Origin of the sequence: Pseudomonas kielensis (assembly GCF_014236655.1) — a bacterium.
In the GTDB taxonomy this organism is placed as follows: domain Bacteria; phylum Pseudomonadota; class Gammaproteobacteria; order Pseudomonadales; family Pseudomonadaceae; genus Aquipseudomonas; species Aquipseudomonas kielensis.
The window spans coordinates 61,668-86,502 of the sequence record NZ_JACMYG010000013.1; the positions used below are offsets into that span (position 1 = coordinate 61,668).

Consider the following 24,835-nt stretch of genomic DNA (forward strand, 5'->3'; position numbering starts at 1 on the left):
CAATCGCTGTGGGCTAGGTTAAAAGCCTTGTGGGTGGTGTGTCAATTTGCCGCCTTAAAACTTTTGTCGAATGAGCGGTGCAGGGGGCATCTGATCCGCTCGATCAAATGTGCTCTGGTAGGTGCTGGCGCGGCGTCTATAGGCCAGAATAGAGAGCCCGGCGAGCCGTCGGGATGGTGGAGAATGAGTTATGGGGTTTGATCAGGTTCGTCAGCGCCGTTTGTCTGACGATATTGTCGAGCAGCTCGAGGGGATGATTCTCGAGGGCACGCTGAAGTCCGGTGAGCGGTTGCCGGCAGAGCGCGCCTTGGCCGAACAGTTTGGGGTGTCGCGACCTTCGCTGCGTGAGGCCATCCAGAAATTGACGGCCAAGGGCTTGCTGGTCAGTCGCCAGGGCGGCGGCAACTATGTGGTCGAATCCCTGGGCTCGACCTTCAGCGACCCCCTGCTGCACCTGCTGGAAAGCAACCCTGAAGCTCAGCGTGATTTGCTGGAATTTCGCCACACCCTGGAAGCTTCATGCGCCTACTACGCCGCGTTGCGGGCGACTGAGGTCGATCGTCAGCGATTGACGGCGGCGTTCGAAGCGTTGCAGGACTGCTACACCCGTCACGATGAGGTGAGTCGGGCGGAGGAGGGGGCGGCGGACGCCAGGTTTCACTTGGCGATTGCCGAGGCCAGCCACAACGCCGTGTTGCTGCACACCATTCGTGGGCTATTTGATCTGCTCAAGCGCAACGTGGTGACCAACATCGGCGGCATGTACCAGCAACGCACGGAAACCCGCGACATGCTGATCACTCAGCACCGGGAGCTGTACCTGGCGATTATCGAAGGGCGCGCCGAGCAGGCACGGGAGGTTTCCAGCCGCCATATCCTGTATGTGCAGGAAGTGCTGGAAGAGGTGCGGCAGCAAGTGCAGCGCGAAGCTCGGGCGGAGCGGCGCAAGGGGATGTGAGCATGATCGTTCCCGCGCAGGGCGTGGGAACGATCCATTCAAGGGGGAGTCAGTCTTCCTTGCCCTTGTTGCGCACCGCGCGCTGCAGCTCGCGGCCGGCATCACGTTCGCGCTCGGTATCGCGCTTGTCGTATTCCTTCTTGCCCTTGCCCAGAGCGATCTCGCACTTGACCATGTGCTTGCTCCAGTACCAGGACAGGCATACGCACGCATAGCCTTTTTGCTGCACGGCAGCCGCCAGCTTTTCCAGCTCGCGCCGGTTGAGCAGCAGTTTGCGGGTGCGCACCGGGTCGGCAATGACGTGGGTGCTCGCGGTCATCAGGGGCGTGATGTGGCTGCCGAGCAGCCAGGCTTCGCCATCCTTGAGCAGCACATAACTGTCTACCAGTTGCAGCTTGCTCGCCCGCAGACTTTTTACTTCCCAGCCGGCCAGGACCAGACCAGCCTCGAACCGATGTTCGATGAAGTAATCGTGTCGCGCCTTTTTATTCTGCGCGATGGTCCCTGTTGGGTGTTTCTTCTGTTTAGCCATAGGGGCGGCATTATAGGCAGTTGCGCGCAAGTCGGCTACGGGGATCCTGCGTGCTTGAGCGCATTGAGTGAATCCCGGACAATGCGCCCTCTTTTTTAATGGTTGGGCGTAGTGTCGATGTCGTCAGACAAGGTTTCAGTCCACGGTAGTTGGGCGAGCCGTTGGGTATTCATACTCGCTGCAACCGGCTCGGCCGTGGGCCTGGGGAGCATCTGGAAATTCCCCTACATGGTCGGCGTCTATGGCGGCGGTGCGTTTGTCCTGGTGTTCCTGGCGTGTATCGCGTTGATTGGCCTGCCGGTGATGCTGGCGGAAACCCTGATCGGTCGCCGGGCCCGGCAGAGTCCGGCGAATGCCTTGAAGGTGCTGGCGCTGGAGGCGGGGCATTCGGCGAAATGGTCCTGGGGGGCATTTGCCGGGATGATCACGGCGCTGCTGATCCTGTCTTTTTACAGCGTGGTGGGCGGCTGGTCCCTGGATTACATCATCAGCATGGGCCGGGGGGACTTCCAGGGCGTGGCGGCCGATCAGGTCGGTGCCTACTTTGAGGGGGTGATCGCCAACCCGTGGCGCCTGACACTCTGGCATAGCCTGTTCATGCTGCTATCGGCAGCTGTCATCGCCAAGGGCGTGGTGGCGGGGCTGGAGCGCAGCCTGCGGATCATGATGCCGCTGCTGTTCGTGATGCTCCTGGTGTTGCTGGGCTACAGCATGACCACCGGGCATTTCATGGAGGGCGTGCATTTCATGTTCGACTTCGATTCGGCGAAAGTCCTTGGCGGCCTGTTGCCCGCGATGGGGCATGCGTTCTTTTCCCTGAGCGTGGGCGTGGGCTCGATCATGATCTACGGTGCTTATATGCCCAAGGATTCGTCGCTCTCCGGCACTGTGGTCGGGGTTGCCCTGCTGGATACCTTTGTTTCGCTGCTGGCCGGCCTGGCGTTGTTTCCGATTGTGTTTGCCGGCGGTTTGAATCCGAGTGAGGGGCCGGGGCTGATGTTTGTCAGCCTGCCGTTTGCTTTTGGTAATGTGGCGTTCGGCCAGGTGATGGGGGTGGTGTTTTTTGTCCTCGTGGCCATCGCGGCCTGGAGTTCGGCGATCTCCCTGCTCGAACCCATGGTCGCGTACCTGGTTGAGCGGACGAAAATCCGCCGTGGCTGGGTGACGTTCTGGCTGGCCTTCAGTTGCTGGTTTGTTGGCCTGGGCACGGTGTTTTCCTTCAATATCTGGAAGCAGGCCAAGTTTTTTGTGAACGACGGCGCCGGGTTCCACCTCTACCAATGGGGTGCGCACAGCGGCCTGGACTTCTTTGGCGTGATCGATTTCTTCACCTCGCGGATCATGTTGCCGCTCGGTGGATTGTGTTTTGTGGTGTTTGCGGGTTGGGTCATGAATCGGGGAGCGGTGCGCGACGAACTGTCGATCCGCAATCCGGCGCTGTTTGCCCTGACCTTGTTTTTGATGCGCTATGTGGCGCCCATCGGCATTCTTGTAGTGTTTGCCGCCCAGCTGTGGAAGTGACGCTGACATGACGACCCATATTCAACGTTCGGCTCTGTTGCCGTATCCGGCGCAAGCGCTTTATGACCTGGTCAATGACGTGGCGCGTTATCCGGAGTTCCTGCCCTGGTGTTCCGAGGCCAAGGTGATGGAAAGCTCCGCCGAGCATATGCGTGCCAGCGTGGGGGTGGCCAAGGGTGGACTGAGCCAGCATTTTGTTACGCGAAACACCCTGGTGCCGGGGCATTCGATCGAGATGAATCTTGAGGAAGGGCCTTTTACCCAGTTGCACGGCGTCTGGGTGTTCAAGCCCCTGGGCGAAAAGGCCTGCAAGATCAGTCTGGACCTGACGTTCGATTACGCCGGGCCGATTGTGCGGGCGACGCTGGGGCCGCTGTTCAATCAGGCTGCCAATACCTTGGTCGACGCGTTCTGTCAGCGGGCCAAGCAACTGCATGGGTGAGTCGTTGATGGACATCGAGGTGGTGTATGCCGCCGTTGATCGTCAGGTCTTGCTGACGGTTCAGGTGCCTGCGGGATGCAGTGTGCGTGCGGCGCTGGGGTTGTCGGGGATCGCTGGGGAGTTCCCGGAGCTGGATCTGGCGAGCTGCACGGTGGGGATTTTTGGCAAGGTGGTGGCTGATCCTGAGCACTGCCTGGTTCGGGCGGGGGATCGTCTTGAGATTTATCGGCCGTTGTTGGCTGATCCCAAGGAGGTTCGTCGGTTGCGGGCTGCGAAGGCGGCGCGGGCTAAGGCTTCTTGATGCCGTGGTCACGGTGACCCAGCGCCCTGTGTAGCGGCAGGCGAGCCAATGCTCGGCCTGTTGTGGTTTTACGCAATAAAAAAGCCCGGCATGCCGGGCTTTTTCTTGTGTCGCATAATGTTACTGCGTGGTGTCCAACGGCTCTGGTGTTGGCACCGGAACGGTTTCTACACCGTCCACGTCCTTCTGGATCTGGTCCAGCAGTGAGCCTGGCTTGACCGGCTTTTCTGGTTTTGGCTGTTCGACGTTTTCCACTGGGGCGGTCACGTTGGTGCCGCTGTCCTTGCCCAGCAGGGCTTCGTCACGGCTTACACCAGGCATGAAGTCGCCCGACAAGCTGACGAGTTGGTCGTCTGGATTGAAGGTAACGCTGATGCGTTCCTGTTGGCGTTCACCGCCACCAGGCTGCAGGCTGTAGAGGTAATCCCAGCGATTGGCATGGAACGTGTCGGTCAGCAGAGGGTTGCCCATGATAAACCGTACTTGCCGGCGGGTCATTCCCGGGCGTAACTGGTCTATCATGTCCTGCGTGACGACATTGCCCTGCTGGATGTCGATTTTGTAAACCCCGGGGAATGAACAACCGGCGAGTGCGAGCAGTCCCACGAAGGTGAAACTGGTTAGCAAGAGCTTGGTGTTTTGCATCGGTGGGCGACTTCCACTATCTTGGCTGGGACAACGTAAACGCCGATCATACCCGCATTAAGAGAAGCTGCGAAGCAGCATCGCGAGAAAGCTGACCATGGTTGAAAATAGCGAACTACGCAAAGCCGGCCTTAAAGTGACCCTGCCACGGGTCAAGATTCTGCAAATGCTCGATTCCGCCGAGCAGCGTCACATGAGTGCCGAGGATGTCTACAAGGCATTGATGGAAGCTGGCGAGGATGTTGGTCTGGCCACGGTTTACCGTGTACTGACTCAATTCGAAGCGGCTGGTCTGGTGGTCCGTCATAACTTCGACGGCGGCCACGCGGTCTTCGAACTGGCTGACGGCGGCCACCACGACCATATGGTCAACGTGGATTCCGGTGAAGTGATCGAGTTCTTCGACGAAGAGATCGAAAAGCTTCAGAAGGCAATCGTTGAAAAGCACGGTTTCGAGTTGGTGGATCACAACTTGGTACTGTACGTACGCAGCAAAAAGTAAGCATGTCGCGCGGACTCAGGTCCGCGAAACGAACGAAGGCGACCCAAGGGTCGCCTTCGTGCTATCTGGCCCATTCAACTCTTGGCCGTTACCACCATTTTTTTCGCGTGAGCCAGGGATTCCTTGGTCAGGTCGATGCCCCCCAGCATTCGTGCCACTTCTTCTATTCGCTCGTTCTTGCTCAGCTTGGAGACCGCCGTGCGTGTGGCCTGCTCGCCGCGGACCTTATGCACAAACAGGTGTTGATGCCCCTGGGAAGCCACCTGTGGCAAGTGCGTGACCGTCAGAACCTGGCCGCGCTCACCAAGGCGGCGCAGCAGTTGGCCGACAATTTCTGCAGTCGGACCACCGATGCCCACGTCCACTTCGTCGAATACCAGGGTTGGTATGCGTGAGGTTTGCGCGGTGATCACCTGGATCGCCAGGCTGATACGCGACAGCTCGCCACCCGAGGCGACTTTCGCCAGCGCCTTGAGCGGTTGCCCGGGGTTGGCGCTGACCAGCAGCTCCACCTGTTCCAGGCCATTGGGCAGCAACTCGGCGCTGGTGTTGGCGCGCAGTTCGATGCTGAAGCGCCCGCCCGGCATGCCCAGGCGCTGGATTTCCTGTTCGACGGCGTGGGCCAGGCTGGAGGAGGCCTGGTGGCGCAGGTCGCTCAGCTCCCGCGCTTTCTCTTGATAGTGGCGGGCAAAAGCCCCCAGTTCTTCGCTGAGGCGCTCGATGGATTCATCGTTGGCATTCAGGGTTTCCAGCTCGTCCAGCAGCCGTTGCTGGAGGTCGGCGACCTCGGTGGGCTGGATCCGGTGTTTGCGTGCCAGGGTATAGATGGTGTCCAGGCGCTCTTCGAGTTGTTGCAGGCGTGCCGGATCGGCGTCGAAGTTGTCGAGGAAGCGGTTCAGTTCGCCGACCGCTTCTTCGACCTGGATCTGCGCACTGGTGAGCAGGTTGGTGGCTTCGCCCAGGGCATTGACCGTGTTGTTGACGCTGGACAGGCGATTAAGGCTGGCGGTCAGGGCGTTCAGCACATTGCCGGAATCGCTTTCGCTGCACTGCTCGACCACCTGTCGACAAATGCCCAGCAGGGTTTCCGCGTTGGTCAGGTTTTTATGCTCTTGCTCGAGCTGTTCCAGTTCGTTGTCGCCGAGGCCGAGATTTTCCAGCTCTTCGAGTTGATAGGTGAGCAACTGGTGGCGAGCGCGTTGTTCGTCGCCGGAGTTGGAGAGGCGTTCGAGCTCCTGACGAGTCTGGCGCCAGCGTTGAGCGGCGAGTTGGACCTGGCGGGCCAGGTCGGTGGCGCCAGCATATTCGTCGAGCAGGCGGCGATGGGTATCGGTTTTGAGCAGTGACTGGTGCTCGTGCTGGCTGTGGATGTCGATCAGCAGTTCGCCGAGGGCCTTGAGGTCGCCAAGGGGGCAGGGCGTACCATTGATGTAGCCGCGCGAGCGACCCTCGGCGGTGATGACCCGGCGCAGGATGCACGGGCCGTCGTTGTCCAGGTCGCGTTCAGCGAGCCAGGTGCGGGCTTCCGGGATGTCGACCAGGTCGAAGGTGGCCAGGATGTCGGCCTTTTCCGCGCCCGGGCGTACCACGCCGCTGTCGGCGCGATCGCCCAGGGTCAGGCCCAGGGCGTCGAGCATGATCGACTTGCCGGCGCCGGTTTCCCCTGTGATCACGCTCATCCCGCGATCGAGTTCGAGATCGAGATGTTCAACGATGGCGTAGTTGTGTACGGACAGGTGCACCAGCATGAAGGCCGCTCCCAAGCTTAAGGTCTGGTTATTTATACAGTAGTTTATTTGCCCCTGACAATGCCCTCGTTTAGCTCGATTTGCTTGGTGTCGGTGTTTTTTTAAAACCTGCAGTCAGGCCAATACAGTGGTTTTTGTGTGGGTAATGCGCTTCTGCACACGGCAGGCCCTTGAACCTGCAAATTGCGACCCCATATACCGGAACAGAAGCGCGAGTCGAGTTCGCGCACGATTTTGAAAGGAGAAATCTATGGCTGACGAACAGACGCTGGATACGCAAAATCTAGACGCCAATCAGGCTCCCCAAGCATCGGGTGAAGACCTGGTGGCTCGTGTACAAGTGCTCGAAGAGCAACTGGCTGGCGCTCAGGATCAGGCTTTGCGTGTTGCGGCTGATCTGCAGAACGTCCGCCGTCGCGCCGAGCAAGATGTAGAAAAGGCTCACAAGTTCGCGCTGGAAAAATTCGCTGGCGACCTGCTGCCGATCATCGACAGCCTGGAACGCGGCCTGGAGCTGTCCAGCCCGGACGACGAAAGTATTCGCCCGATGCGTGAAGGGATCGAACTGACCCTGAAAATGTTCCAGGACACCCTCAAGCGCTATCAGCTGGAAGCAATCGATCCGGAAGGTGAGCCGTTCAACGCTGAGCACCATCAGGCGATGGCCATGCAGGAAAGCGCCGACATGGAACCTAACAGCGTGCTGAAGGTGTTCCAGAAGGGCTACGTGCTCAATGGTCGCCTGCTGCGCCCGGCCATGGTCGTGGTCAGCAAGGCCCCGGCGCCGGTTTCGCCCTCGATTGATGAGCAGGCTTGAAATCCGCCGCAAGGCCCCCATCTATAAGTCAAGCGTTTAAGTGCTACCGCAGTTAGCCACCACTGCTGCGGCAACCAAATCCAAAGTTTCGGGAGAGTTAACATGGGCAAAATTATCGGTATCGACCTGGGGACTACCAACTCCTGCGTCTCCATCCTTGAAAACGGTAACGTAAAAGTTATCGAGAACGCCGAAGGCGCGCGTACCACTCCGTCGATCGTGGCTTATGCCAACGATGGCGAAATCCTGGTTGGCCAGTCGGCCAAGCGTCAGGCAGTGACCAATCCGCACAACACCCTGTACGCGGTGAAGCGTTTGATCGGTCGTCGCTTTGAAGAAGAAGTGGTTCAGAAAGACATCCAGATGGTCCCTTACAAGATCGTCAAGGCAGACAATGCCGACGCCTGGGTTGAAGTGAACGGCCAGAAAATGTCGCCGCCACAGATCTCGGCTGAAATCCTCAAGAAAATGAAGAAAACCGCCGAAGACTACCTCGGCGAGGCAGTGACTGAAGCGGTAATCACCGTTCCTGCCTACTTCAACGACAGCCAGCGTCAGGCAACCAAAGACGCCGGCCGTATTGCTGGTCTGGACGTAAAACGTATCATCAACGAACCAACCGCAGCTGCACTGGCTTACGGTATGGACAAGGCCAAGGGCGATCACACCGTGATCGTTTATGACCTGGGCGGCGGTACGTTCGACGTTTCGGTGATCGAAATCGCTGAAGTCGATGGCGAGCACCAGTTCGAAGTACTGGCTACCAACGGTGACACGTTCCTGGGCGGTGAAGACTTTGACATTCGTCTGATCGACTACCTCGTCGACGAATTCAAGAAAGAAAGCGGCATGAACCTCAAAGGTGACCCGCTGGCCATGCAGCGCCTGAAAGAAGCCGCTGAAAAAGCCAAGATCGAGCTGTCTTCGAGCCTGCAGACCGACGTCAACCTGCCGTACATCACTGCAGACGCGACCGGTCCTAAGCACTTGAACGTGAAAATCTCCCGCGCCAAGCTGGAAGCGCTGGTAGAAGACCTGGTTCAACGCACCATCGAGCCTTGCCGCATTGCGCTGAAAGACTCGGGCATCGACGTTGGCGCGATCAACGACGTGATCCTGGTCGGCGGTCAGACCCGTATGCCTCTGGTGCAGAAGGCTGTTACCGATTTCTTCGGTAAAGAAGCCCGTAAAGACGTGAACCCGGACGAAGCGGTTGCCATGGGTGCTGCTATCCAGGGCGCGGTACTGGCCGGTGATGTGAAAGACGTGCTGCTGCTCGACGTCAGCCCGCTGACCCTGGGTATCGAAACCATGGGTGGCGTGATGACCGCGCTGATCGAGAAAAACACCACGATTCCTACCAAGAAATCGCAAGTGTTCTCGACTGCCGACGACAACCAGGGCGCTGTGACCATTCACGTGCTGCAAGGCGAGCGTAAGCAAGCTGCCCAGAACAAGTCCCTGGGCAAGTTCGACCTGGCCGAGATTCCACCAGCACCACGTGGCGTGCCACAAATTGAAGTGACCTTCGACATCGACGCCAACGGCATTCTGCACGTAGGCGCCAAGGACAAGGCCACCGGCAAGACTCAGTCGATCGTGATCAAGGCCAACTCCGGTCTGTCCGAGGAAGAGATTCAGCAGATGATTCGTGATGCTGAAACCAACGCCGACGAAGACCGCAAGTTCGAAGAGCTGGCGTCCGCCCGTAACCAGGGTGATGCGCTGGTGCACTCGACTCGCAAGATGGTCGCAGATGCTGGCGACAAAGTGACTGCCGAAGAGAAGGCTGCCATCGAAGCGGCAGTGGTTGCCCTGGAAGCCGCCGTCAAAGGCGACGACAAGGCTGCCATCGACGCCAAGGTTGAAGAGCTGTCGAAAGTCTCCGCACCCGTGGCGCAGAAGATGTACGCCGAACAGGCTCAGCCTGCTGAAGGCGCAGCACCGAAGGATGAGTCGGCGCAAAAGGCTGACGACGTTGTCGATGCTGAGTTTGAAGAAGTCAAAGACCACAAGTAAGTTGTTGGTCGGCCGGTTGACTGCCTTTGTGCGGTGACTGGTAGGATGTCGCCGCGCGGGAGCTTGCTCCCGCGTTGGCGTGTCTGGAGTACACGAATTTTTACCGCGGGCGACAACGTTCGCCTGCCGGTGGTATGGCCGGGAATGCTCCTGCTTTTCGAGCCGCAAGTACCGTATCGAATCAAAGACCAGGATCGTTGAATTGACGTGAGTTGGGTCCGGGCCTGTATTGGGGCTCAACGAGTTTGGCAAGGCTCAGGAGGGGTTTGCCGGACGTCCTTAAGAGTGCAAAGACTTATGGCAAAGCGTGACTATTACGAAGTGTTGGGTGTCGAGCGTGGCACGAGCGAAGCGGACCTGAAGAAGGCTTACCGTCGCTTGGCGATGAAGCACCACCCGGACCGTAATCCTGACGACAAAGCGTCGGAAGAGATGTTCAAAGAGGCCAACGAGGCCTACGAAGTGCTGTCCGATTCCAGCAAGCGCGCGGCGTACGACCAGTATGGTCATGCCGGTGTCGACCCAAGCATGGGCGGCGGTGCCGGTTTCGGCGGGCAGAATTTCTCTGACATCTTTGGTGATGTGTTCAGTGATTTCTTTGGTGGTGGTCGTGGCGGTTCCCGTGGCGGCGCGCAGCGCGGCAGCGACCTGCGCTACACGCTGGAGCTGAACCTGGAAGAAGCGGTGCGCGGCACGACCGTGAATATCCGGGTTCCGACGCTGGTCAACTGCCAGCCGTGCGACGGTTCGGGCGCCAAGAAGGGCTCCTCGCCCGTGACGTGCCCAACCTGCGGCGGTATCGGCCAGGTGCGCATGCAGCAAGGGTTCTTCTCGGTGCAGCAAACCTGCCCGCGCTGCCACGGCCAGGGCAAGATCATTTCCGATCCGTGCAACTCCTGCAATGGCGAAGGGCGTGTCGAAGAGTACAAGACTCTGTCGGTGAAAGTGCCGGCGGGCGTGGATACCGGCGACCGCATCCGCCTGTCGGGTGAGGGCGAGGCGGGGACCCAGGGTGGGCCGACCGGCGACCTGTATGTGGTGATCAACGTGCGCGAGCACTCGATCTTCCAGCGTGACGGCAAGCATCTGTTCTGCGAAGTGCCGATCAGCTTCGTCGATGCCGCCCTGGGTGGCGAGCTGGAGATTCCGACCCTCGATGGTCGGGTCAAGCTGAAGATCCCTGAGGGCACGCAAACCGGCAAGCAGTTCCGGGTGCGTGGCAAAGGCGTTGCCCCGGTGCGTGGCGGCGGTGCCGGTGACCTGATGTGCCGTGTGGCGGTCGAGACGCCGGTCAACCTGAGTCGTCGTCAGCGTGAGTTGCTGGAAGAGTTCCGCAGCTCCCTGGCGGATGACAACAGCCACTCGCCGAAAACCACTGGCTGGTTCGAAGGCGTGAAGCGTTTCTTCGGCGACCTGTAAGGAATCTGGTATGCGACGTATAGCTGTGATGGGCGCTGCTGGGCGCATGGGCAAGATTCTGGTGGAGGCGGTGCAGCAACGCGCACCGCTCACCGGCCTGACGGCGGCCATCGTGCGCCCTGGCAGCACGCTGATTGGCGTGGATGCCGGTGAGCTGGCGTCGCTGGGGCGGATCGGGGTGCCCCTGGTGGGCAACCTGGAGGCCGTAGCGCAAGAGTTCGATGTGTTGATCGACTTCACGCTGCCGGAAGTCATGCTCAAGAACCTGGCGTTCTGCCGTAAGGCAGGCAAGGCCATGGTCATCGGCACGACGGGTCTGGACGCCGCGCAGAAGCAGGTGTTGGCCGAGGCGGGCAAGGATATTCCGATTGTGTTTGCGGCCAACTTCAGCGTCGGGGTCAACCTGTCGCTCAAGCTGTTGGACATGGCGGCGCGGGTGCTGGGTGATGATGCTGATATCGAGATCATCGAGGCTCATCACCGGCATAAGATCGATGCGCCATCCGGCACGGCGCTGCGCATGGGCGAGGTGATTGCCGATGCGCTGGGGCGTGACCTGCAGAAGGTCGCGGTCTATGGTCGTGAAGGCCATACCGGTGCTCGTGAGCGCGAGACCATCGGCTTTGCCACTGTTCGCGGTGGTGATGTGGTGGGTGATCACACGGTGCTGTTCGCCTGCGAGGGCGAGCGCCTGGAAGTGACCCACAAGGCTTCCAGTCGCATGACCTTCGCCAAGGGCGCGGTGCGTGCTGCGCTATGGCTCGATGGCCGCGAGCCAGGCCTGTATGACATGCAAGACGTGCTCGATCTGCGTTAAGATACGCCCGAAATCGGGTTCGAACCTTGCGTTCGAGCCCGATTTTATCCGCCAAGCGACGCCCTGTCGCATTCTCTAGCCTTTCAGGCTCATTGGCGGTAGACCAAAAAAGCCTTTTTCTGTAAGCTACAGCTTTAGTGTGTCCACTAAAAGCGCGCAGAATAATTCAGTGAAGAAGCGGGGTGACGTGTCCATACGTCACTCCGCTTTTTTACAACCTGCGATCGCCCCTTCAGGCTTTATTTACGGGAGGTCTTCTTGACTAAGCCAGCCATACTCGCCCTTGCTGATGGCAGCATTTTTCGCGGCGAAGCCATTGGAGCCGACGGTCAAACCGTTGGAGAGGTGGTGTTTAACACCGCCATGACCGGCTATCAGGAAATCCTTACCGATCCTTCCTACGCCCAACAGATCGTTACCCTGACTTACCCGCATATCGGCAACACTGGCACCACGCCAGAAGATGCCGAGTCCGACCGCGTATGGTCTGCCGGCCTGGTCATTCGTGACCTGCCACTGGTTGCGAGCAACTGGCGTAACACCATGTCCCTGTCCGATTACCTGAAAGCCAACAATGTGGTGGCTATCGCCGGTATCGACACTCGCCGCCTGACACGCATCCTGCGTGAGAAAGGCGCGCAGAACGGCTGCATCATGGCTGGCGACAACATCAGCGAAGAGGCCGCTCTGGCAGCCGCGCGCGGTTTCCCAGGCCTGAAGGGCATGGACCTGGCGAAGGTCGTCAGCACCCAAGAGCAATATGAATGGCGCTCGACTGTCTGGGATCTGAAAACCGACAGCCACGCGACCATCGAAGCCAGCGAGTTGCCCCATCACGTGGTGGCTTACGACTACGGCGTCAAACTGAACATCCTGCGCATGCTGGTCGAGCGCGGTTGCCGCGTGACCGTGGTGCCGGCACAAACCCCTGCGGCCGATGTGCTGGCATTGAAGCCGGACGGCGTGTTCCTGTCCAACGGCCCGGGTGATCCGGAGCCTTGCGACTACGCGATCCAGGCGATCAAGGAAGTCCTTGAAACCGAGATCCCGGTGTTCGGCATCTGCCTCGGTCACCAACTGCTGGCCCTGGCCTCCGGCGCCAAGACCGTGAAAATGGGCCACGGCCACCACGGTGCCAACCACCCGGTCCAGGACCTGGACACCGGTGTGGTGATGATCACCAGCCAGAACCACGGTTTCGCGGTGGACGAAGCGACCCTGCCAGCCAACGTGCGTGCGACCCACAAGTCGCTGTTCGACGGCACCCTGCAGGGTATCGAGCGTACCGACAAGAGCGCCTTCAGCTTCCAGGGTCACCCTGAAGCCAGCCCTGGCCCGAACGACGTAGCGCCACTGTTCGATCGCTTCATCAACGAGATGGCCAAGCGTCGCTGATCGCTGGCCTAGATGCAGCAAAGCCTGGGGGTGGTCACTGTTGCGGTGACCCCTCAAGGCTTCACAGATTGAACAAGACGGCTTGCCGACTGACCTGCGGATTTGAGTGACAAACCCATGCCAAAACGTACAGACATTAAAAGCATCCTGATTCTCGGCGCTGGCCCGATCGTTATCGGCCAGGCCTGCGAATTCGACTACTCCGGCGCCCAGGCCTGCAAAGCCCTGCGCGAAGAGGGTTACCGCGTCATCCTGGTGAACTCCAACCCAGCCACCATCATGACCGACCCGGCCATGGCCGACGCCACCTACATCGAACCGATCAAGTGGCAGACCGTTGCCAAGATCATCGAGAAAGAGCGTCCTGACGCACTGCTGCCAACCATGGGCGGCCAGACTGCGCTGAACTGCGCCCTGGACCTGGAGCGTGAAGGCGTTCTGGAAAAATTCGGTGTGGAAATGATCGGCGCCAACGCCGACACCATCGACAAGGCTGAAGACCGTTCGCGTTTCGACAAGGCGATGAAATCCATCGGCCTGGACTGCCCGCGTTCCGGTATCGCCCATAGCATGGAAGAGGCCAATGCGGTCCTCGAGAAGCTGGGCTTCCCGTGCATCATCCGTCCTTCCTTCACCATGGGCGGCACCGGTGGCGGTATCGCTTACAACCGTGAAGAGTTCGAAGAAATCTGCGCCCGTGGTCTGGACCTGTCGCCGACCAAGGAGCTGCTGATCGATGAATCCCTGATCGGCTGGAAAGAGTACGAAATGGAGGTTGTCCGCGATAAGAAGGACAACTGCATCATCGTCTGCTCGATCGAAAACTTCGACCCGATGGGCGTGCACACCGGTGACTCGATCACTGTTGCGCCAGCGCAGACCCTGACGGACAAGGAATATCAGATCCTGCGTAACGCCTCCCTGGCGGTACTGCGCGAGATCGGCGTGGAAACCGGTGGCTCCAACGTGCAGTTCGGCATTTGCCCGGACACAGGCCGTATGGTTGTCATCGAGATGAACCCGCGGGTGTCCCGTTCCTCGGCGCTGGCTTCCAAGGCTACCGGTTTCCCGATCGCCAAGGTTGCGGCCAAGCTGGCGGTGGGCTACACCCTCGACGAGCTGTCGAACGACATCACCGGCGGCAAGACCCCGGCGTCCTTCGAGCCGTCCATCGACTACGTTGTCACCAAGCTGCCACGTTTCGCCTTCGAGAAATTCGCCAAGGCTGACGCGCGCCTGACCACGCAGATGAAGTCGGTGGGTGAAGTCATGGCCATCGGCCGGACTTTCCAGGAATCCCTGCAGAAAGCCCTGCGCGGTCTGGAAGTCGGCGTCTGCGGCCTGGACGAGAAAGTTGACCTGAGCAACCCGGAAAGCATGAGCGTGCTCAAGCGCGAGCTGACCGTGCCGGGCGCCGAGCGTATCTGGTACGTGGCGGACGCAATGCGCGCCGGCATGAGTGTCGATGACATCTTCGGCATGACCATGATCGATCGTTGGTTCCTGGTGCAGATGGAAGATCTGATCAAGGACGAAGAGAAGGTCAAGACCCTGGGTCTGACCAGCATCGACCGCGACCTGATGTTCCGCCTCAAGCGCAAAGGTTTCTCCGACATGCGCCTGGCCAAGCTGCTGGGTGTGACCGAGAAGGCCCTGCGCCGTCACCGCCACAAGCTCGAGGTGTTCCCGGTCTACAAGCGCGTGGACACCTGCGCGGCCGAGTTCGCCACCGACACCGCTTACCTGTACTCGACCTACGAGGAAGAGTGCGAGGCTGCGCCATCGGGTCGCGACAAGATCATGATCCTGGGTGGCGGTCCAAACCGTATCGGCCAGGGCATCGAGTTCGACTACTGCTGCGTTCACGCGGCACTGGCGCTGCGCGACGACGGGTACGAGACCATCATGGTCAACTGCAACCCGGAAACCGTTTCCACTGATTACGACACTTCCGATCGCCTGTACTTCGAGCCAGTGACCCTGGAAGACGTGCTGGAAATCGTCCGTGTTGAGAAGCCTAAAGGTGTGATCGTTCAGTACGGCGGCCAGACCCCGCTGAAGCTGGCGCGTGCCCTTGAAGAGGCGGGCGTACCAATCATCGGCACCAGCCCTGACGCGATCGACCGCGCTGAAGACCGTGAGCGCTTCCAGCAGATGGTCGAGCGCCTGAACCTGCGTCAGCCGCCTAACGCCACTGTGCGCAGCGAAGACGAAGCCATTCGCGCCGCCGGCAAGATCGGTTACCCGCTGGTAGTGCGTCCGTCCTACGTACTGGGCGGCCGTGCGATGGAAATCGTCTACGAAGAAGAAGAGCTCAAGCGCTACCTGCGTGATGCGGTGAAAGTGTCCAACGACAGCCCGGTGCTGCTCGACCACTTCCTCAACTGCGCCATTGAAATGGACGTGGATGCGGTCTGCGACGGCACCGACGTGGTGATTGGCGCCATCATGCAGCACATCGAGCAGGCCGGCGTTCACTCCGGTGACTCCGCGTGCTCGCTGCCGCCGTACTCGCTGCCGGCGCACATCCAGGACGAGATGCGTGAGCAGGTCAAGAAAATGGCCCTGGAGCTGGGCGTGGTTGGCTTGATGAACGTACAGTTGGCGCTGCAGGGCGATGACATCTACGTGATCGAGGTCAACCCGCGTGCTTCGCGTACGGTGCCGTTCGTGTCCAAGTGCATCGGGGTTTCCCTGGCCATGATCGCGGCTCGCGTGATGGCGGGTAAGACTCTGAAGGAAATCGGTTTCACCAAGGAAATCATTCCTAACTTCTACAGCGTGAAAGAGGCGGTGTTCCCATTCGCCAAATTCCCTGGCGTTGACCCGATCCTCGGCCCAGAGATGAAGTCCACCGGTGAAGTGATGGGCGTGGGCGACACCTTCGGTGAAGCGTTCGCCAAGGCCCAGATGGGCGCCAGCGAAGTGCTGCCGACCGGCGGTACCGCATTCATCAGCGTGCGTGACGACGACAAACCACTGGTTGCCGGCGTAGCGCGTGATCTGATCAACTTGGGCTTCGAAGTGGTTGCCACTGCCGGGACTGCCAAGCTGATCGAGGCTGCTGGCCTGAAAGTGCGTCGTGTGAACAAGGTGACCGAAGGTCGTCCGCACGTGGTCGACATGATCAAGAATGACGAAGTCACGCTGATCATCAACACCACCGAAGGTCGTCAGTCGATCGCTGATTCCTATTCCATTCGTCGTAATGCCTTGCAGCACAAGATCTACTGCACCACTACCATTGCTGCTGGCGAAGCCATCTGCGAAGCGTTGAAGTTCGGTCCCGAGAAGACCGTGCGCCGCTTGCAGGATCTACACGCAGGATTGAAGGCATGATCAAATACCCAATGACCGTCCAGGGCGCGCGCGCCCTGGAAGAAGAGCACGCTCACCTGACCAAGGTCGTACGTCCAAAGCTTAGCCAGGACATCGGTACGGCCCGCGAGTTGGGTGACTTGAAGGAAAACGCCGAATACCATGCTGCCCGCGAGCAGCAGGGTATGGTCGAGGCGCGTATTCGTGACATCGAAGGCCGGATTCAGAATCAGGTCATCATTGATGTCACGAGCATCCCGCACACCGGCAAAGTGATTTTCGGCACCACCGTGGAAATCGCCAACGTCGAGACGGATGAGCGCGTCACTTATCACATCGTGGGTGAGGACGAGGCTGACTTCAAACTCGGTAAGATTTCCGTCGGTTCGCCCTTGGCCCGCGCCTTGATTGCCAAGGAAGAGGGTGATGTGGTGGCGGTCAAGACGCCTGGTGGCGTGATCGAGTATGAGATTGTCGAAGTCCGCCATATCTGAAGGCTGGCGCCCGCTGCGTGCGGGCGCGATGCTTTGGCAGCTGACCCAGATGTTGTGGGTTGGCGGCCTGTGGCTGCTGCATTTGGGTCTGCTGCCGGTGTTGGGTCGGATTGGCCTGGCGCCGCTGCTGATCAATGAAATTTCAAGCATGCTGAATACGCTGCTGGTGGGTTTTTCAGCGGCGTGCGTGGCTTTTCAGGTTTTGGTGCTGGTCCAGGCCAAGGGCCTGGGCAGTCTATGGCGCGATATTCGCGGGCAACTGCTGTTGATGGCGCTGTATGCAAGCACGATGTATCTGGTGGTTCGCATGCAATGGCCGGAGGCAGAGCATTGGCTGTTGTTCAGCTATCTGGTGCTGGGTTTTTCCGGTTTGCTGCTGGTGCTGCAGCCGGTACCAGGATGGGGTGGCAGGGTGCGCGAAGCACACCCTTGACCCGTTTCATCACTTGAAGCGGTGGACGTTCGACAGTTGCTTGTTTACGCTAAAGTTCTTGCGGTAAATCAGCGCCATCTTGCCGATGACCTGTACCAGGTCCGCTTTGCCGACCTTGCACAACTCAGCAATGGCAGCCAGGCGCGATTCACGATCGAGGATGTTGAGCTTGATCTTGATCAGCTCGTGATCGCTCAATGCGCGTTCCAGTTCGGCTAACACGCCCTCAGTCAAACCGTTGTCTGCCACAGTCAATACTGGTTTCAGATGGTGGCCAATGGATTTGTACTGTTTCTTCTGCTCTTGAGTGAGCGGCATAATCTGACCCTTTCGTCTGGATTCTGTAAAATGGCGGCCATTTTACCCGAGGGTGCGTGGATCCGCCCAATTAATCACGACCCTAATCATCGAGGTGCCCAATGGCGCGTTCCAAGACAAGCCTTGGTTGGCTGAAAAGACATGTCAATGACCCCTATGTGAAGCAGGCGCAGAAGGATGGCTACCGCTCGCGTGCGAGTTACAAGCTTCTGGAGGTCCAGGAGAAATACAAGCTGATCCGTCCGGGCATGAGCGTTGTCGACTTGGGTGCGGCACCCGGTGGCTGGTCGCAGGTCACTAGCCGGCTGATTGGTGGCCAGGGGCGTCTGATTGCCTCGGACATCCTGGAGATGGACAGCATTCCGGACGTGACTTTCATCCAGGGTGACTTCACTCAGGATCAAGTGCTCGCTCAGATCCTCGAGGCCGTGGGTAATTCGCAGGTGGACCTTGTGATTTCCGATATGGCCCCCAATATGAGTGGTACGCCTGAAGTGGACATGCCCAAAGCCATGTTCCTTTGCGAGCTGGCTCTTGATTTGGCGGCTCGGATACTCAAGCCCGGCGGTAATTTTGTGATCAAGGTTTTCCAGGGCGAAGGGTTCGATGCTTATGTGAAGGACGCTCGTCAGAAATTCGACAAGGTCCAGATGATCAAGCCGGACTCTTCCCGTGGCAGTTCCCGCGAGCAGTACATGCTGGCTTGGGGCTATCGCGGTCGGAGCGAGTAAAGCGAGGTTTTTTTGCGGGGTGATAGGTTTTTAGTATTTCGCCCTACAAGCTTTAACGAATATTGTGTAGTCAATGTTTCACAAAGGGTTACAGACGGCGCCTGCCAGAGCTGTAGGTAATGTAGTAAGTTAGGCCGGTGAATATCATGCGAAGCGCGCGCCAGTTGCGGAGCTTGCTTCAGAGGGTAGTTAATTGAACGATATGGCAAAGAATCTTATCCTGTGGTTGATCATCGCGGCTGTCCTGGTGACGGTGATGAACAACTTCTCCAGCCCTAACGAGCCACAGACCCTCAACTATTCCGACTTCATCCAGCAGGTCAAGGATGGCAAGGTCGAGCGCGTAGCCGTGGATGGCTATGTCATCACTGGCAAGCGCACTGATGGCGACAGCTTCAAGACCATTCGTCCAGCCATTCAGGACAACGGTCTGATCGGAGACCTCGTGGATAACCACGTGGTAGTCGAAGGCAAGCAGCCTGAGCAGCAAAGTATCTGGACCCAACTGCTGGTTGCCAGCTTCCCGATCCTGGTGATCATCGCCGTGTTCATGTTCTTCATGCGCCAGATGCAAGGCGGTGCAGGTGGCAAGGGCGGTCCGATGAGCTTCGGCAAGAGCAAGGCGCGCCTGCTCTCCGAAGATCAGGTGAAGACCACCCTGGCTGACGTTGCTGGTTGCGACGAAGCCAAGGAAGAAGTCGGCGAGTTGGTCGAGTTCCTGCGTGACCCGGGCAAATTCCAGCGCCTGGGCGGCCGCATTCCCCGTGGCGTGCTGATGGTTGGCCCGCCAGGTACCGGTAAGACCCTGCTGGCCAAGGCCATTGCTGGTGAAGCCAAGGTGCCGTTCTTCACTATCTCCGGTTCCGATTTCGTTGAAATGTTCGTTGGTGTGGGTGCCAGCCGTGTTCGCGATATGTTCGAACAGGCTAAAAAACACGCACCTTGCATCATCTTCATCGATGAAATCGACGCTGTCGGTCGCCACCGTGGTGCTGGCATGGGGGGTGGTCACGACGAGCGTGAGCAGACCCTCAACCAGTTGCTGGTGGAGATGGATGGCTTCGAAATGAATGACGGCATCATCGTCATTGCCGCGACCAACCGTCCTGATGTGCTCGACCCAGCGCTGCTGCGTCCGGGCCGTTTCGACCGCCAGGTGGTGGTTGGCCTGCCAGACATCCGCGGCCGCGAGCAGATCCTCAAGGTTCACATGCGTAAAGTGCCAATGGGCGACGACGTCGCTCCAGCGGTGATCGCCCGTGGTACCCCGGGTTTCTCCGGTGCCGACCTGGCCAACCTGGTGAACGAGGCATCGCTGTTCGCTGCCCGTACCGGCAAGCGCATCGTCGAGATGAAGGAATTCGAACTGGCCAAGGACAAGATCATGATGGGCGCCGAGCGCAAATCCATGGTCATGTCCGAGAAAGAGAAGCGCAACACTGCTTATCACGAAGCCGGTCACGCAATTGTCGGGCGGGTCGTGCCGGAGCACGATCCGGTCTACAAGGTCTCGATCATTCCCCGTGGTCGTGCGCTGGGTGTGACCATGTTCCTGCCGGAAGAGGATCGTTACAGCCTGTCCAAGCGAGCGCTGATCAGTCAGATTTGCTCGCTGTATGGTGGTCGTATCGCTGAAGAGATGACGCTAGGCTTCGACGGCGTCACCACTGGTGCCTCGAACGACATCATGCGTGCCAGCCAGATTGCGCGGAACATGGTGACCAAGTGGGGCCTGTCGGAAAAACTCGGTCCTCTGATGTACGCCGAAGAAGAGGGTGAAGTATTCCTCGGTCGTGGCGGCGGTGGTCAGCACGCCAGTTTCTCGGGCGAGACGGCGAAGCTGATCGACTCCGAAGTGCGCAGCATCATTGACCAGTGCTACGGCACCGCCAAGCAGATCCTGACGGACAATCGCGACAAGCTCGACGCGATGGCCGACGCCTTGATGAAGTACGAAACCATCGATGCCGATCAGATCGACGACATCATGGCGGGCCGTACGCCGCGTGAGCCGCGTGACTGGTCCGGTGGTGCCGGCACTTCCGGTACGCCTCCTGTAGTCCAGGACGAGCGTCCGCAAACCCCTATCGGCGGCCCTGCTGCTGACGTCTAAGGTTTGAAATGACTCTTGTACAGTCCTCGACCCGGTTGCCTTGCGGCAACCGGGTTCTTGATTTGGCCCATACGCATGTCATGGGCATTCTCAACGTCACTCCTGATTCTTTCTCCGACGGCGGTCGTTTCAGTCAGCTCGATGCTGCCCTGAAGCATGCCGAGGCGATGGTGTCCGCGGGCGCTACCTTGATCGACGTCGGTGGTGAGTCGACTCGGCCGGGTGCGCGGGCGGTCTCACCGTTGGAGGAGCTCGAGCGTGTAGCGCCGATTGTCGAGCGCCTGCACCGTGAACTAGATGTGATTATCTCGGTCGATACCTCCACGCCTGCGGTCATGCGGGAAAGTGCGCGCCTGGGTGCGGGGTTGATCAATGACGTTCGCTCGCTGCGGCGAGACGGCGCGCTGGATGCCGCTGCCGCTACCGGTCTGCCGGTGTGTCTGATGCACATGCTCGGCGAGCCGGGAGATATGCAGGACAATCCTCACTATGCTGATGTAACGCGGGAAGTCGCAGACTTTCTCGCCGAGCGCATGGTGCAGTGCGGTGCGGTCGGTATCCCTGCCGAGCGGATCATTCTGGATCCCGGGTTTGGGTTTGCCAAAAACCTGCAGCACAACCTGAGCCTGTTCAAGCATATGGAGGCCTTGCATGCATTGGGGCGCCCGCTGCTGGTTGGGGTGTCTCGCAAAAGCATGATAGGGCAGGCGCTTAATCGCCCGGTTGGCGAGCGACTGCATGGCGGTCTTGCCCTCGCGGCGCTGGCGATGGTCAAGGGGGCGCGAATCCTGCGCGTGCATGACGTCGCCGAAACGATGGATGTGGTACGGATGATCACAGCGGTAGAATCAGCCGAATAAGAATGATGGAGTACTTATGAGTAAAAAATATTTTGGCACCGACGGTATTCGTGGTCGGGTCGGTACCTACCCGATTACACCTGACTTCATGCTCAAGCTCGGCTGGGCTGCAGGCATGGCGTTCCGGAAAATGGGCGCCTGCAAAGTCCTGGTGGGCAAGGACACGCGTATCTCGGGATACATGTTCGAATCGGCACTCGAGGCAGGACTGACGTCCGCCGGGGCAGATGTGATGCTGCTGGGGCCGATGCCTACGCCCGCCATCGCCTACCTGACGCGTACCTTCCATGCTGAAGCCGGCATCGTGATCAGTGCTTCGCACAATCCTCATGACGATAACGGCATCAAGTTTTTCTCCGGGCAGGGCACCAAGCTGCCGGACGACATCGAGCTGATGATCGAAGAACTGCTCGATACCCCGATGACCGTGGTCGAGTCGAACAAGATCGGCAAGGTGTCGCGTATCAACGATGCGTCCGGTCGCTACATTGAATTCTGCAAAAGCAGTGTGCCCACTGGCACCAGTTTCTCCGGGCTGAAGATTGTCATCGATTGCGCCCATGGCGCGGTGTACAAGGTCGCGCCGAGTGTCTTTCGCGAGCTGGGTGCTGAAGTGGTGCTGCTCTCTGCACAACCCAATGGCCTGAACATCAACGACAACTGCGGCTCGACCCATATGGGGCAGTTGCAGGCTGCGGTCCTGGCTGAGCATGCCGACCTGGGTATCGCCTTCGACGGTGATGGCGATCGGGTGCTGATGGTCGATCACACCGGTGCGATTGTCGACGGTGATGAGCTGTTGTACATCATTGCCCGTGATCTGCACGAGCGTGGCACCCTGCAGGGCGGGGTGGTGGGCACGCTGATGAGTAACCTGGGGCTGGAGTTGGCCCTGGAAGAGCTGAAGATCCCGTTTGTGCGAGCCAATGTCGGTGACCGTTACGTGATCGCGGACCTGTTGGAGCGCGGCTGGAAGGTCGGGGGTGAAAATTCCGGGCATATCGTTTGCTTCAATCACACCACCACCGGTGATGCGATCATTGCAGCGTTGCAGGTGTTGATGGCCTTGAAAGATCGCGATGAAGGTCTCGCCCAGGCGCGTCAGGCGCTACGCAAATGCCCTCAGGTATTGATCAATGTGCGTTTTGCAGGGGGGGTAAATCCTGTGGAACACGCGGCCGTCAAGGAGGCCAGCGCTCGCGTTACCAAGGCAATGGCGGGTCGTGGCCGGGTCTTGCTGCGCAAGTCTGGTACTGAGCCGCTGGTGCGTGTCATGGTCGAAGGCGAGGACGAAAGCCTGGTTCGTGGGTACGCTGAAGAGCTGGCAAAACTGGTTGCTGAAGTTTCTGCCTGAATTCGGCTTGCCAGCAATGATGTGGTTGGGTAACATCTGCGCCCACTTTGACCGACGAGGTAAAGCATGCGTCGCCCTATGGTAGCTGGTAACTGGAAGATGCACGGTACCCGCGCCAGCGTCGCTGAGCTGATCGAAGGCCTTGGTCATCTGGCCTTGCCAAGCGGTGTTGATGTCGCGGTATTCCCGCCTTGCTTGTTTATCAACCAAGTGGTTGATGGCCTGGAAGGTAAGTCGATTTCGGTCGGCGCGCAGAATTCTGCGGTGGAATCCAAGCAAGGTGCGCTGACAGGTGAGGTTGCGCCGAGTCAGTTGGTGGACGCAGGATGTTCCTTGGTGCTTGTAGGGCACTCCGAACGCCGCCAGATAATGGGCGAGCGAGACGGAATGCTCATTCGCAAGTTCGCAGCGGCACAGGCATGTGGCTTGACTCCGGTGTTGTGTGTAGGGGAAACCCTCGAGCAGCGTGAAGCCGGACAAACTCTTGAAGTTGTCGGGCGTCAGCTGGACAGCGTCATCGAGGAGCTGGGTGTTGGTGTCTTTGCCAAGGCAGTCATTGCTTACGAGCCGGTCTGGGCCATTGGCACCGGGCTGACTGCTTCGCCGCAACAAGCGCAGGATGTGCATGCAGCCATTCGCGCACAGTTGGCGGCAAAGAATTCTGAGGTCGCACAAGGTGTGCGGCTTCTATACGGCGGCAGCGTGAAGGCGGCCAATGCGGTCGAACTGTTCGGCATGCCGGATATCGATGGGGGGCTCATTGGTGGAGCTTCCCTGAATGCAGATGAGTTCGGTGCGATTATTCGTGCCGCGGGAAACTGAGAAAATGCTGGAAACAGTCGTAGTCGTTTTTCATCTGCTGGGTGCATTGGGCGTAGTTGCTCTGGTATTGCTGCAGCAGGGTAAAGGTGCGGACGCTGGCGCGTCTTTCGGAGCAGGTGCTTCAAATACTGTGTTCGGAAGCCAAGGTTCCTCTACCTTTCTTAGTAAGTTTACTGCTATACTTGCCGCAGGTTTCTTCATAACTAGCTTAGGGTTAGGTTACTTTGCTAAAGAGAAAGCTCATCAGCTGACTCAAGTAGGTTTGCCAAACCCAGCGGTTCTCGAAGTACCAGTGCAAAAGCCGGCTTCTGATGATGTACCGGTGCTTGAAGAGCAAAAGTCGGCAACCAATGCGACTGACGTACCTCCAGCTCAAGAGCAAAAGTAAGAAGGGTTTCAAACGTAGTATTGCCGAGGTGGTGGAATTGGTAGACACGCAACCTTGAGGTGGTTGTGCCCATAGGGTGTAGGGGTTCGAGTCCCCTTCTCGGTACCAATTATCAGGAGAGCCCGCTGTTGCGGGCTTTCTTGTAGGTGGAAGGTTACATTGACCCTGTCAGGGATCGGTCGTATACTTCCGCCCCAGCTTTGTCGCGGGGTGGAGCAGTCTGGTAGCTCGTCGGGCTCATAACCCGAAGGTCGTCGGTTCAAATCCGGCCCCCGCAACCAGTTTCAGGAGCCCCTTTTAAGGGGCTTTTTGTTAGCTGGACACTTTCAACGCCGCTATTCGACGGCGTTTCAGGGATGGGCTTTTCGCCCATTTTTTTATTTTGCAAAGCATGCACATACATGCACGAGGGGGTTCAGGTGTCGAGCAAGCTAGAACAGTTGCAGGCCTTGCTGGCCCCGGTGGTCGTGGCCCTAGGCTATGAATGCTGGGGTATTGAGTTTTCGGCTCAAGGTCGCCACTCAATGTTGCGCGTTTATATCGATAAAGAGGGCGGCGTGCTGGTGGACGATTGCGCCATCGTCAGCCGTCAGATCAGCGGTGTGCTGGATGTTGAAGATCCAATCGCCGTTGAATACACCCTTGAAGTTTCCTCGCCTGGCATGGAACGCCCGCTGTTCACTATTGAGCAGTTTGCAAAATTTGCCGGTGAACAAGTGAAGATCAAGCTGCGCTCGCCTTTTGAAGGTCGACGCAACTTTCAGGGCCTTCTGCGCGGCGTAGAAGAGCAGGACGTCGTGGTGCAGGTTGAAGACCATGAGTTCCTGTTGCCGATCGATATGATCGACAAGGCCAACATTATTCCCAGTTTTGACTGAGACGTGCCAG

24 protein-coding genes and 2 tRNA genes are annotated in these 24,835 nt (G+C 58.8%); 22 read left to right on the top strand and 4 right to left on the bottom strand.

Annotated features, from left to right (window positions below; translation table 11 throughout):
• The first annotated feature begins 190 nt into the window (after positions 1–190).
• Positions 191–958, top strand: coding sequence for a GntR family transcriptional regulator (locus tag H7995_RS14550; RefSeq protein WP_166590399.1), 768 nt, complete (start codon positions 191–193; stop codon positions 956–958).
• Between the two features lie 49 nt (positions 959–1,007).
• Here the strand turns inward: H7995_RS14550 and smpB are convergent, their stop codons facing one another.
• Positions 1,008–1,490: an SsrA-binding protein SmpB gene (smpB, locus tag H7995_RS14555; protein WP_095169483.1), complete on the bottom strand. Its 483-nt coding sequence runs from the start codon at positions 1,488–1,490 to the stop codon at positions 1,008–1,010.
• A gap of 117 nt (positions 1,491–1,607) precedes the next feature.
• Here smpB and H7995_RS14560 point away from each other — a divergent pair, with 117 nt between their 5' ends.
• The 3 genes from H7995_RS14560 to H7995_RS14570 are packed head-to-tail and all read left to right on the top strand — an operon-like array spanning position 1,608 to position 3,754.
• Positions 1,608–3,011 carry a sodium-dependent transporter gene (locus tag H7995_RS14560; protein ID WP_166590400.1) on the top strand — a complete coding sequence of 468 codons (1,404 nt, stop codon included), beginning with the start codon at positions 1,608–1,610 and terminating at the stop codon, positions 3,009–3,011.
• 7 nt (positions 3,012–3,018) lie between these two features.
• The gene (locus tag H7995_RS14565; RefSeq protein ID WP_166590401.1) at positions 3,019–3,453 is read left to right on the top strand and encodes a type II toxin-antitoxin system RatA family toxin; all 435 of its coding nucleotides are present in this window, start codon (positions 3,019–3,021) and stop codon (positions 3,451–3,453) included.
• Positions 3,454–3,460: 7 nt separating this feature from the next.
• Positions 3,461–3,754, top strand: a complete 294-nt coding sequence (locus H7995_RS14570) for an RnfH family protein (protein ID WP_371927839.1) — start codon at positions 3,461–3,463, stop codon at positions 3,752–3,754.
• Between the two features lie 120 nt (positions 3,755–3,874).
• Here H7995_RS14570 and H7995_RS14575 read toward each other — a convergent pair whose 3' ends face one another.
• Positions 3,875–4,399, bottom strand: coding sequence for an outer membrane protein assembly factor BamE (locus H7995_RS14575; protein WP_166591417.1), 525 nt, complete (start codon positions 4,397–4,399; stop codon positions 3,875–3,877).
• 97 nt (positions 4,400–4,496) lie between these two features.
• Between H7995_RS14575 and fur the strand changes: the two genes are divergently transcribed.
• Positions 4,497–4,901, top strand: coding sequence for a ferric iron uptake transcriptional regulator (fur, locus tag H7995_RS14580; protein WP_166591416.1), 405 nt, complete (start codon positions 4,497–4,499; stop codon positions 4,899–4,901).
• A 74-nt stretch (positions 4,902–4,975) separates the two neighbouring features.
• Here fur and recN read toward each other — a convergent pair whose 3' ends face one another.
• The gene (gene recN / locus H7995_RS14585; protein WP_166591415.1) at positions 4,976–6,649 is read right to left on the bottom strand and encodes a DNA repair protein RecN; all 1,674 of its coding nucleotides are present in this window, start codon (positions 6,647–6,649) and stop codon (positions 4,976–4,978) included.
• 250 nt (positions 6,650–6,899) lie between these two features.
• Between recN and grpE the strand changes: the two genes are divergently transcribed.
• The 8 genes from grpE to H7995_RS14625 all read left to right on the top strand — a co-directional run bounded on the left by grpE (position 6,900) and on the right by H7995_RS14625 (position 17,361).
• Complete coding sequence (gene grpE, locus H7995_RS14590) at positions 6,900–7,466, top strand: nucleotide exchange factor GrpE (protein ID WP_166591414.1); 567 nt, start codon at positions 6,900–6,902, stop codon at positions 7,464–7,466.
• 102 nt (positions 7,467–7,568) lie between these two features.
• Entirely contained in the window at positions 7,569–9,485 is a 1,917-nt protein-coding gene (dnaK, locus tag H7995_RS14595; protein ID WP_166591413.1) for a molecular chaperone DnaK, read from the top strand.
• 297 nt (positions 9,486–9,782) lie between these two features.
• On the top strand, positions 9,783–10,904 hold the full coding sequence (gene dnaJ, locus H7995_RS14600) for a molecular chaperone DnaJ (RefSeq protein WP_182343485.1): 1,122 nt from the start codon (positions 9,783–9,785) through the stop codon (positions 10,902–10,904).
• A 10-nt stretch (positions 10,905–10,914) separates the two neighbouring features.
• Positions 10,915–11,721, top strand: coding sequence for a 4-hydroxy-tetrahydrodipicolinate reductase (dapB, locus tag H7995_RS14605; protein WP_166591412.1), 807 nt, complete (start codon positions 10,915–10,917; stop codon positions 11,719–11,721).
• Between the two features lie 258 nt (positions 11,722–11,979).
• Entirely contained in the window at positions 11,980–13,116 is a 1,137-nt protein-coding gene (carA, locus tag H7995_RS14610) for a glutamine-hydrolyzing carbamoyl-phosphate synthase small subunit (RefSeq protein WP_185818540.1), read from the top strand.
• Positions 13,117–13,233: 117 nt separating this feature from the next.
• On the top strand, positions 13,234–16,455 hold the full coding sequence (gene carB / locus H7995_RS14615; protein ID WP_166591410.1) for a carbamoyl-phosphate synthase large subunit: 3,222 nt from the start codon (positions 13,234–13,236) through the stop codon (positions 16,453–16,455).
• The gene (gene greA, locus H7995_RS14620) at positions 16,452–16,928 is read left to right on the top strand and encodes a transcription elongation factor GreA (RefSeq protein ID WP_166591409.1); all 477 of its coding nucleotides are present in this window, start codon (positions 16,452–16,454) and stop codon (positions 16,926–16,928) included. Before carB ends, greA begins: the two co-directional genes overlap by 4 nt.
• Before the next feature lie 28 nt (positions 16,929–16,956).
• Positions 16,957–17,361 carry an MFS transporter gene (locus tag H7995_RS14625; RefSeq protein ID WP_166591408.1) on the top strand — a complete coding sequence of 135 codons (405 nt, stop codon included), beginning with the start codon at positions 16,957–16,959 and terminating at the stop codon, positions 17,359–17,361.
• A 9-nt stretch (positions 17,362–17,370) separates the two neighbouring features.
• On the opposite strand, the gene H7995_RS14630 is transcribed toward H7995_RS14625, so the two are convergent.
• On the bottom strand, positions 17,371–17,679 hold the full coding sequence (locus H7995_RS14630) for a YhbY family RNA-binding protein (protein ID WP_103401041.1): 309 nt from the start codon (positions 17,677–17,679) through the stop codon (positions 17,371–17,373).
• 101 nt (positions 17,680–17,780) lie between these two features.
• On the opposite strand from H7995_RS14630, the gene rlmE reads away from it, so the two are divergent.
• The 9 genes from rlmE to rimP all read left to right on the top strand — a co-directional run bounded on the left by rlmE (position 17,781) and on the right by rimP (position 24,825).
• Positions 17,781–18,410, top strand: a complete 630-nt coding sequence (gene rlmE, locus H7995_RS14635; protein ID WP_095145062.1) for a 23S rRNA (uridine(2552)-2'-O)-methyltransferase RlmE — start codon at positions 17,781–17,783, stop codon at positions 18,408–18,410.
• A gap of 202 nt (positions 18,411–18,612) precedes the next feature.
• A complete protein-coding gene (gene ftsH, locus H7995_RS14640) occupies positions 18,613–20,523 on the top strand; it encodes an ATP-dependent zinc metalloprotease FtsH (RefSeq protein ID WP_166591407.1) in 1,911 nt (636 codons plus the stop codon).
• Between the two features lie 8 nt (positions 20,524–20,531).
• Positions 20,532–21,383, top strand: coding sequence for a dihydropteroate synthase (gene folP, locus H7995_RS14645; RefSeq protein ID WP_182343487.1), 852 nt, complete (start codon positions 20,532–20,534; stop codon positions 21,381–21,383).
• Positions 21,384–21,399: 16 nt separating this feature from the next.
• The gene (gene glmM / locus H7995_RS14650) at positions 21,400–22,737 is read left to right on the top strand and encodes a phosphoglucosamine mutase (RefSeq protein WP_185818541.1); all 1,338 of its coding nucleotides are present in this window, start codon (positions 21,400–21,402) and stop codon (positions 22,735–22,737) included.
• Between the two features lie 66 nt (positions 22,738–22,803).
• Complete coding sequence (gene tpiA / locus H7995_RS14655; RefSeq protein WP_182343491.1) at positions 22,804–23,559, top strand: triose-phosphate isomerase; 756 nt, start codon at positions 22,804–22,806, stop codon at positions 23,557–23,559.
• A gap of 4 nt (positions 23,560–23,563) precedes the next feature.
• Positions 23,564–23,947, top strand: coding sequence for a preprotein translocase subunit SecG (secG, locus tag H7995_RS14660; RefSeq protein ID WP_081786369.1), 384 nt, complete (start codon positions 23,564–23,566; stop codon positions 23,945–23,947).
• Between the two features lie 22 nt (positions 23,948–23,969).
• Positions 23,970–24,055 (top strand) — tRNA-Leu (locus tag H7995_RS14665).
• Between the two features lie 96 nt (positions 24,056–24,151).
• Positions 24,152–24,228, top strand: a tRNA-Met gene (locus H7995_RS14670).
• A 138-nt stretch (positions 24,229–24,366) separates the two neighbouring features.
• On the top strand, positions 24,367–24,825 hold the full coding sequence (gene rimP / locus H7995_RS14675; protein WP_159987310.1) for a ribosome maturation factor RimP: 459 nt from the start codon (positions 24,367–24,369) through the stop codon (positions 24,823–24,825).
• Positions 24,826–24,835 lie beyond the last annotated feature (10 nt).

Excerpts from the sequence above, each read along its gene's own strand:
- H7995_RS14550 (WP_166590399.1), top strand. The coding sequence starts at position 191 with ATGGGGTTTGATCAGGTTCGTCAGCGCCGTTTGTCTGACGATATTGTC.
- smpB (WP_095169483.1), bottom strand. The coding sequence starts at position 1,490 with ATGGCTAAACAGAAGAAACACCCAACAGGGACCATCGCGCAGAATAAA.
- H7995_RS14560 (WP_166590400.1), top strand. The coding sequence starts at position 1,608 with ATGTCGTCAGACAAGGTTTCAGTCCACGGTAGTTGGGCGAGCCGTTGG.
- H7995_RS14565 (WP_166590401.1), top strand. The coding sequence starts at position 3,019 with ATGACGACCCATATTCAACGTTCGGCTCTGTTGCCGTATCCGGCGCAA.
- H7995_RS14570 (WP_371927839.1), top strand. The coding sequence starts at position 3,461 with ATGGACATCGAGGTGGTGTATGCCGCCGTTGATCGTCAGGTCTTGCTG.
- H7995_RS14575 (WP_166591417.1), bottom strand. The coding sequence starts at position 4,399 with ATGCAAAACACCAAGCTCTTGCTAACCAGTTTCACCTTCGTGGGACTG.
- fur (WP_166591416.1), top strand. The coding sequence starts at position 4,497 with ATGGTTGAAAATAGCGAACTACGCAAAGCCGGCCTTAAAGTGACCCTG.
- recN (WP_166591415.1), bottom strand. The coding sequence starts at position 6,649 with ATGCTGGTGCACCTGTCCGTACACAACTACGCCATCGTTGAACATCTC.
- grpE (WP_166591414.1), top strand. The coding sequence starts at position 6,900 with ATGGCTGACGAACAGACGCTGGATACGCAAAATCTAGACGCCAATCAG.
- dnaK (WP_166591413.1), top strand. The coding sequence starts at position 7,569 with ATGGGCAAAATTATCGGTATCGACCTGGGGACTACCAACTCCTGCGTC.
- dnaJ (WP_182343485.1), top strand. The coding sequence starts at position 9,783 with ATGGCAAAGCGTGACTATTACGAAGTGTTGGGTGTCGAGCGTGGCACG.
- dapB (WP_166591412.1), top strand. The coding sequence starts at position 10,915 with ATGCGACGTATAGCTGTGATGGGCGCTGCTGGGCGCATGGGCAAGATT.
- carB (WP_166591410.1), top strand. The coding sequence starts at position 13,234 with ATGCCAAAACGTACAGACATTAAAAGCATCCTGATTCTCGGCGCTGGC.
- greA (WP_166591409.1), top strand. The coding sequence starts at position 16,452 with ATGATCAAATACCCAATGACCGTCCAGGGCGCGCGCGCCCTGGAAGAA.
- H7995_RS14625 (WP_166591408.1), top strand. The coding sequence starts at position 16,957 with ATGCTTTGGCAGCTGACCCAGATGTTGTGGGTTGGCGGCCTGTGGCTG.
- H7995_RS14630 (WP_103401041.1), bottom strand. The coding sequence starts at position 17,679 with ATGCCGCTCACTCAAGAGCAGAAGAAACAGTACAAATCCATTGGCCAC.
- rlmE (WP_095145062.1), top strand. The coding sequence starts at position 17,781 with ATGGCGCGTTCCAAGACAAGCCTTGGTTGGCTGAAAAGACATGTCAAT.
- ftsH (WP_166591407.1), top strand. The coding sequence starts at position 18,613 with ATGGCAAAGAATCTTATCCTGTGGTTGATCATCGCGGCTGTCCTGGTG.
- folP (WP_182343487.1), top strand. The coding sequence starts at position 20,532 with ATGACTCTTGTACAGTCCTCGACCCGGTTGCCTTGCGGCAACCGGGTT.
- glmM (WP_185818541.1), top strand. The coding sequence starts at position 21,400 with ATGAGTAAAAAATATTTTGGCACCGACGGTATTCGTGGTCGGGTCGGT.
- tpiA (WP_182343491.1), top strand. The coding sequence starts at position 22,804 with ATGCGTCGCCCTATGGTAGCTGGTAACTGGAAGATGCACGGTACCCGC.
- secG (WP_081786369.1), top strand. The coding sequence starts at position 23,564 with ATGCTGGAAACAGTCGTAGTCGTTTTTCATCTGCTGGGTGCATTGGGC.